Source organism: Candidatus Obscuribacterales bacterium (genome assembly GCA_036703605.1).
Classification (GTDB): domain Bacteria; phylum Cyanobacteriota; class Cyanobacteriia; order RECH01; family RECH01; genus RECH01.
In genome coordinates, this window is record DATNRH010000173.1 from 1 (window position 1) to 7,554 (window position 7,554).

The following is a 7,554-nucleotide window of genomic DNA, read 5'->3' on the forward strand; positions in this document are numbered from 1 at the left end:
GCCATCTACCAACTTAGCCTTGCCAGCATCATCCTCAAACACCAGCCCTGCTTCCCCTTCCCCATGCCCCGAAAAATGCACAATATGGGGTTGGGTATCCAACATTGCCCGTTGAATATCCCGCGGCCGCACCGCCGATCGCTGCTCTAGCCGAAACTGGTCGCGGTGCTGGGCCCGCCGCAGCCCCTCATCGATATCCCGCAGTTCTTGGTCGATCCGTAGGCGACCTGTGTCCTTAGGATTGGCAGACAGGAATAGGATGGTTTGGGTAGAATTCATAGAGACAGCATTGGTGTCGAGACATCAGGTTGCCTCCAATTATGACCCGGGACCTGGAAAACTTGCGATGATCTGGGAGAGCGATCGCCCTTGGGTAGGCTTAAGGATTAGGGAGCGATCGCCCGCCATCGCATCACAACGACCATGAACTGTTATGCTGCCATAGGTCGCTAGACCGGCTGCAATGTATCTTGGCGCAAGATCTTACAGATTCTCTCTAAGTCATCTGCGTGAGCTTGAATGAGTTTTGTCGCTTCAAGCTTCAGATTTTCAATGTTATTATCCGTGACATTATCCATATCATCTGAGGCAGTATCCAGACTTGTTTGCAATCGGATATATCCATCATCGAGAAGCATATTCATTTGATAATGGGATGCATCTGCCACACCGTCAAACATACAGTCTAGCAGGGGGATTAGCCAACCAGCCTTACCCCAATTCCTTGCTTCATGATGGGGAATCTTGCGCACCAATTCTCCAGTGCCAAGAGATAAAACAAAAAAGTCCTGTTCGTCGGGAAATAGCTTTTTAGCTTCAACGTAGGCAGATACGGATGGAGAGTTGATAAATACACCACCGTCCACTAAAGCTTTGACGGTATCGCCAATCGGTATGAGTGCAGGTTCAAAGTAGGTCGGTGCTGCTGATGTTGCCCGTGCAGCATGTTTCATCAGCACTGAGCTAAACTCTTCTCGCCAACTTTTGAAGAAAAGCGGTTCCCTATTTTCAATATCGTAGCTGGTAATCAGCGTTTTGGTTAACCCTGTGCCGAGGGTGTCATGACTGAAATACTCATCTAAAACGCGATCGAGCCCTTCATGGGAATAGAGCTCATCAATTAATCCACCCACGGAAGATATGCCTTTCCAGAGTGAACGGGGAAATATTTCCTGTCCTCGGGATTGGTAGATGTCGGCTAAGTCACGGGCCGTGTACTTAGGCTGTCCAGGTTCACCTTGTTTGGAAAAGCCCAGAGCTAAGATGCCTCCGGTTGAGGTGCCAGAGATTAAGTCAAAGCACTTAGAAACAGGCTTTTTGGTCTTTTCTTCTATATGGGCCAGAACGAGAGCGGGGATCAGTCCTCGAATACCGCCCCCATCAATACTTAGAATTTTTTTCATGATTGTCTCCTGTAAGCAAGGTTTTTTACTCAGGCAACATCGCTCATCTAGTGCTAACTATGCAGACCAGAGGAAGAGATGCGATGGGTTTTCGAAAAGGGCCTTGACGCAAAGACGCTAGCCTAGCATCTTACACATAGATAATGAGGCTGCAAAATTTAGTATAAACCGCTTTTGTGATCTTATGAACGGCAGTTTAAATCATTAATATTACCCGCAAACAGGGAGGCGATCGCCCCCACAGTCCCGGCAGGCGATCGCTCCTGATAAATCACGGCACTCCCAGGCAGCGATCGCCCGTTAGAATCATGACCCATGGCGATCGCGGGTCACTGCAGCGACAGCGACGGCACTGTAGGCGGGCACCAAAACAGATTCTTACTTGATACGCCTAGGGACTCCAAAATATTGCGCAAGATCTCTGTGCGGTCAAGCCAATGGTCTAGATCGTCGTACATCCGATCAGGATTGAACTCCTGGCTATAGTGGAGAACATGGGGCATGTCGGAGAATTCACTCGACCGTTGGGGCGACAACAGCAGCAAATGGAATGGTTTGCCCTGGCATTGCACGTCCAGCTTGTGCACAAGATCAAGCACCCCATCTCGATCAGCCCAGCCTGTACGGATAAAGAGTACCTTATCGCAATGGTTTAAGGTATACCAAAACCGGTCAGAGCGAGATTGATACCGTCGTCGCATCCGCTCATAGATAGGCGTCATGTCTTCTAGGGGGCGATCGCTCTCCTCCACTTCATGGGCAAAGGAGAGCCCTGTCCACTTAGTATGATAGATCCGGCCCGCGCTGGGGCTATAGTGCAGCAGATCTGGATTCCACATATCGGTGAAGCGATTCTCGATCATATCCGCCACATCAGATATGAGAGTTGTGCGAGTTAGGTCAAACGGAAAAGCTGGGCCGTCATACCCCATTTTGTAGAGCATCATCCGCACAGCGCAGCGATCGCCTAGGGGAAGAATGGCTACACGGTTAATGTCGGATAAGGCGCATTGATAGCGAAATAAAATGGCCGATCGCGGTGGTATCTTAGCTCGACTTTCTAAGCCATCTGGGCCAATCATCAGGGTGCGGAACGGTGCATCGGGCTCTAGCGGATCGCTGTAGACGCCAGAAGGCATAGCCCGCAGCGATCGCCGTACCGCCTGCCACATGGGATGAATATTAAATTCATACGCTGACTCATTCATGATCCATAGATGCTGATCATCCTGTTTGAGGATTCCCAACTGCCCATCATAGAACAGCAGCGTGGTTTGATCCGGAGACTCACTGTAGGCCGCACGGTAGGTCACACAGTCGCCAGGAGGCAAGAGGCAGGAGGAAGCAATCGCCCCATCATCTTGGACAAATAAGAATGGCATCTGGCTCGGTTGAGGCTGGGTGGTGAGATAGAGCCCAGGAATGAGATAGGCTTGGCGCAGGGCACTATGCAGCGACGTCCAGTCTGGGGTGAGGGAATACTCATAGGGAGACGTGTTGTGGATTGTGATCGCCTGACCATCAGGACTCACCGACAGCTCAAAGCCAGCAGAATCACGAAAGGCAGGTTGATCTACCTTGAGCAAGCGATCGCTACCCAAAGGTTGCTGATCTAAAACAGCTAGCGCCGCCTCATACATCCCTTGATGTCCTAGGGTATTGGGATGAGCTGGATCATAGGAAGTACCGGGTTTCCAGCGTCCCTGAGGATCAGCGATCGCCTCCAGCCAGTTCAAGACCGGCACCCCCCAGTCCATCATGCGGCGATGGGTCTCCCACAGGTAAGCAGCATGGTCAGCCGTATAGTCATTGTGGGCATACACATCCCCCAAAACCGGCTGGGCTCCTAAGGCCCGCACCATAGCTATCAGTCGTTTTAGACCTCGCTCAAATCGTTGCTGCAGCAGCGATCGCTCTTCGGGTGGATAGTGGGCAAACCCTTCATTCCCCAAAGACAGGGCTAGGATCACCACATCTGGGCGTTCTGGGGCAACAACAGATGCAAAGCGAGCGATCGTGCGGGTCACCGAGGCACCCACCTCCGATCGGTTCACCCAAATCTGCCCCCGTTGCTGCATCGTCTGCGCCAACTGCTGCGCCCATCCTTGCAGCCGCCAAGCCTTATGTCCTGCCGCTACAGAGCTACCTAAAATAACAACCTTGAGGCCCGTAGACAAGGGCAAAGGCTCGCGGACAGACACCAACGGATAACTAAATGGATAAGGCTGGACATAGCCAAAGACGCCATCATCAACCACCCAAGTCTCAGCATCTGCCCCAGCGATGGGCTCGATAGGCACCCAGCGGTTTGCCCCCCAAGATTCCCATTCAACCTGCCCATCGGGATGCAGGCGGATATACTTGTACTCTAGCTGGGAGCGATCGCCGGGCTGGATGTCCAGATCCGTCCACCAAATGGGGTAGCGATCGCGACTCGTCTGTAGGCGGATACAGTGGGCAGGATCCCATGCCCCTAGCTCAGGGATACTTCCTACAAGACCAATGCATTCACCCGGCTGGGTATGGGCACCAAGTTGAAATTGATACATAGATGCTGCCTGATGGAGAGTGTCGAAGACAGGCTGGTTAATTAGAACTACTCTGACGGTATCATAAAGAACTCTCGACGTATGTCTTGCACTTAACACTCCTAGACTAGAGTTATGGGTAGCTCCTGTTAAGCTATGTTTTTATTTCTGTTTTATAGAGCAATAACTTAATAAAGCGACACCTTCCCGAAACAAAAGCTCCAGGACGGATAAGTTCTAGAATTTTTATACCTTCAACAAAAATAGAATATGCTTACAGGGATCAATCAGGTTAAATCGGAAGGTCATCTGATGCTCAATGAACAATCCACACTGCTGTTCGATCAAGTATGTTCAATCTGTTTGACTTAAAAAGTTATAGGGTAAGTGAATGCCATAGGGTTCATTGCCAATACAGTCTGCAAATTTCAGGCGAGTAAAGTCCTTAGGGCTTTTCCAATAATGATCCTTAATTAAAATATATCGGCGAGAGACTCGCTTCGCCTCTTGTAGCATTTGTATCAGTCAGTTTTCCATTGGATGCGCCTAGGCCTAAAACAGTTTGGTTATGTTGGAAATGCACTGCCAGGATCTGAGTGAGATAATGGCGACGTAGGAGAAATAAGATATGTTCATTCAGCGATCGCATGGCGGTAGGACATGTTTGGGTAACACCATTCAGAACTGATGTATAGGTTGAATCAGACAATAGGAGGCTAAGCATCGGTAGTACTTAAGTAGATTTACTCGTCATCGGTCAGAGTGAGGTGGATCGTACTCTAGCCCTCAGGCATTGATGGTTAAGGGCACGATCAGCTGCATCAGAGGAACTTGGAAAGCGCCATCATCAACGGTTACCCATGCTTTGCATCCTGGCTCATACACCCATCGTAGACAATCCGTCTCCATAGGACAGCGGGAGATCCATCTAGAATGAAGCGGTCAGACTGCTAAAAATCCTTCAACTTTTCGGATTCTTAAGACAACAGCTCGAACTCTGTATAAGAACGTCACGGTCTAAATGGTCACTGTCCGATTGAATTGGCTTGAGTTTAACCTGAAATGTCCTGACACATATCCGACTAGAGAGAGATGTGTGAAAGGGAGCGAGGCTAGCAGAGAAGGACTGAAGAGGTTACGTGTTGGACGAGCAAGGACTACAGCAAAAAACTCGGGGCTTTGCCATGCAGGCCATTCGGCTAGTGGAAGCCTTACCCCATGGGCTACCAGCCGACGAACTCGGGCGACAATTTTTACGGTGTGCAACCACGCTAGGTATTTTTTGCCGCCACACCTGCTGGCGATCGCCTCAGGCTCTTCAGCAACTGCACGATACCGTTTATGTGGCGGAGGAGTGTTTATACTGGCTGGAACTGTTATCCGAGAGTGGCTTTCTACCCAACAACAAGGTCGAAACGGTGGTCGTGGATATTACGGAGATCCTCGCCTACTGTTTCCAGGAAATTCATCATGTCGGTCATGCTATAGCGGTTGATCCCATCTCTGATGTCATCCCACATGTCGATCAAACTGATAAAGGCGATCGCTGTTAGGGTGCGATCGCCTTTGTCCAAATTTGCACTACTCTCCCCATGCCTCTAGGGAGATAGGTTCTGCCAGAGAATGAACCCAGCCATGACAAACAGTAGATAGCCAAATCCTTTTTGTAGATGCTGTGCCTTGATAGACGGGAGAAGCTGAACGCCCAGTACCATACCAATTATCGCAGCCAGGGTAAAGGTAAACATCAAGGGCCAGTCTAGGGTCACCTGTCCTAAATAGCCAAGGAAACCTGTCACCGACTTCATGGCAATAATCAACAGGGACGTGCCCGTCGCCTGTTTCATCGGCACATTCCCCAACAGCACCAGGGCAGGCACAATTGCAAACCCGCCGCCCACGCCCACCAATCCGGTTAAAACTCCAACCCCCAACCCTTCCACCGCAATCCAAATCCAGCGGTGCTTATGGACGTGGGAGGCAGCTTTAGGGGCGATCGCCTCTGGATTGCCGCGTTTACGAATCATCAACAGGGCCGCCGCTAGCATGGTGACACCAAACAACCCCATCTGCACCGTTTCGGTGATCCACGGCAGGGCTGCCAATCGTGCGCCTAGGTAGGCACCCACCATCGCCGCCGGGCCAAAGAGCAAGGCTGTTTTCAAGCGCACATTGCCCATGCGCCAATGGGGAATCGCACCCAACAGGCTGACTGCCCCCACAACCACCAGAGACATGGCGATCGCTGCCTTGGCCGGCACACCCATAACATAGACCAGCACCGGCACCGCCAAAATCGACCCACCACCACCAATTAACCCCAAACTTAGCCCAATGAGGCCAGCTAAAAGGTAGCCAACAATTATCAGAACCATAGGTTACTATCACCCGTGAATCATGGGATAGGGGTAGGCGGCAACCAACAACAACTGTTTCGCCGTGCCCCGTCGCACATTTAGCGGTTGTAGGGAAGTTTTCCCAACAGAGTGGCCATCATGCAGGTGCCGCTAACGCCAGCAAAGGTTAAGCCTGCTCCCACAAAACCGCTCAGGAGCAGAAAGGTAGGAGATACAAAGGCTCCCAGCAACGTACCGGTTAACACCAAGGTTCCAGCAACAATTTGCACCTGCCGCATAATGCTAATGGGCGCGTTAGGATTCACGACGGTGGCTTGCCCAGCCGCCTTCCAAGCCTGTAGGCCGCCATCTAGATGGATCACCTCAGACCACTGATCGGCCAAGAGGCGCTTAGCAGCTTCGGCGGAACGGTTACCGGTTTGGCAATAGAGCACTACAGAGCGATCGCCTTTGGGAAGTTGTTCAGGCTTAAAACTAGATAAGGGCAACGAGTAGGCACCGGGAATATGTTCACCGCGATATTCACTACGTTCTCGTACATCCACCAGCAGAACGCGATCGCTCTCTAGCTCTTGCTGAAGGGTATAAGCATCAATAGTTTGCAGGACAGGAGCCTTAAGGATCGTCATAAGAATAATTTAGGTTGAAGATAAACAACAAAAGCGTGAACGCAAGCGAGAGTCAAGATAAACTTAGCGCAGAGCTGCCGCTGCACTACCACACTTCTGGTTAGCAGGAACAGCTTCAGCAATCTTTTTAGGATCAGGTAAATTAAGACTGTTCATCAAAGTCACAAATTGATCGCGGTTTTGCCCCGCCAGTCGGGGATTGTATCGCTTCTCTTCGCCAATAGTGGACGCCGTCTGGCCGCGATAGTCATGCCCTGGATACACCAGCGTGTCATCCGATAAGGTAAATAGCTTCTGGGTGATGTGGTCGTACAGCGTGCCCGCATCACCACTTTGGAAATCCGTGCGTCCGCAGCCGCGAATCAGCAGAGAGTCACCGGTCAAGACGCGATCGCCGTTCACCCAATAGCTCATATGACTGTCCGTGTGCCCCGGAGTAGCGATCGCCTGAATGGCAATATTCCCCACATGAACGGTTTCTCCATCAGCAATATGGCGATCGGCACAGGCAGCCTCGGCCCGCTCCGGCACAATACCCTCACATGCCGTCAATTGGCGCAGCTTGCCGGTACCGGTGATATGGTCGGCGTGGATGTGGGTTTCCAAACAGTAGCGCAGCGTTAGATGGAGCTCGCCT

Annotated in this window: 8 protein-coding genes; 1 reads left to right on the forward strand and 7 read right to left on the reverse strand. The window is 51.2% G+C overall.

Features of this window, described 5'->3' with window-relative positions:
* The 4 genes from V6D20_03560 to V6D20_03575 form a co-directional block, all read right to left on the reverse strand.
* The coding region (locus tag V6D20_03560; GenBank protein HEY9814867.1) for a hypothetical protein at positions 1-279 on the reverse strand (279 nt) is incomplete at its 3' end.
* A gap of 170 nt (positions 280-449) precedes the next feature.
* Positions 450-1,403: a patatin-like phospholipase family protein gene (locus tag V6D20_03565; protein ID HEY9814868.1), complete on the reverse strand. Its 954-nt coding sequence runs from the start codon at positions 1,401-1,403 to the stop codon at positions 450-452.
* A 182-nt stretch (positions 1,404-1,585) separates the two neighbouring features.
* Entirely contained in the window at positions 1,586-1,720 is a 135-nt protein-coding gene (locus V6D20_03570) for a hypothetical protein (GenBank protein ID HEY9814869.1), read from the reverse strand.
* 12 nt (positions 1,721-1,732) lie between these two features.
* Positions 1,733-3,952 (reverse strand): DUF1796 family putative cysteine peptidase, encoded by a 2,220-nt coding sequence (locus V6D20_03575; GenBank protein ID HEY9814870.1) that lies wholly within the window; start codon positions 3,950-3,952, stop codon positions 1,733-1,735.
* Positions 3,953-5,070: 1,118 nt separating this feature from the next.
* On the opposite strand from V6D20_03575, the gene V6D20_03580 reads away from it, so the two are divergent.
* Entirely contained in the window at positions 5,071-5,484 is a 414-nt protein-coding gene (locus tag V6D20_03580) for a four helix bundle protein (GenBank protein HEY9814871.1), read from the forward strand.
* Positions 5,485-5,529: 45 nt separating this feature from the next.
* Here V6D20_03580 and V6D20_03585 read toward each other — a convergent pair whose 3' ends face one another.
* The 3 genes from V6D20_03585 to V6D20_03595 all read right to left on the reverse strand — a co-directional run.
* A complete protein-coding gene (locus V6D20_03585; GenBank protein HEY9814872.1) occupies positions 5,530-6,306 on the reverse strand; it encodes a sulfite exporter TauE/SafE family protein in 777 nt (258 codons plus the stop codon).
* A gap of 80 nt (positions 6,307-6,386) precedes the next feature.
* Positions 6,387-6,917 (reverse strand): rhodanese-like domain-containing protein, encoded by a 531-nt coding sequence (locus V6D20_03590; GenBank protein ID HEY9814873.1) that lies wholly within the window; start codon positions 6,915-6,917, stop codon positions 6,387-6,389.
* Positions 6,918-6,980: 63 nt separating this feature from the next.
* On the reverse strand, positions 6,981-7,554 hold a 574-nt coding region (locus tag V6D20_03595; protein ID HEY9814874.1), incomplete at its 5' end, for an MBL fold metallo-hydrolase.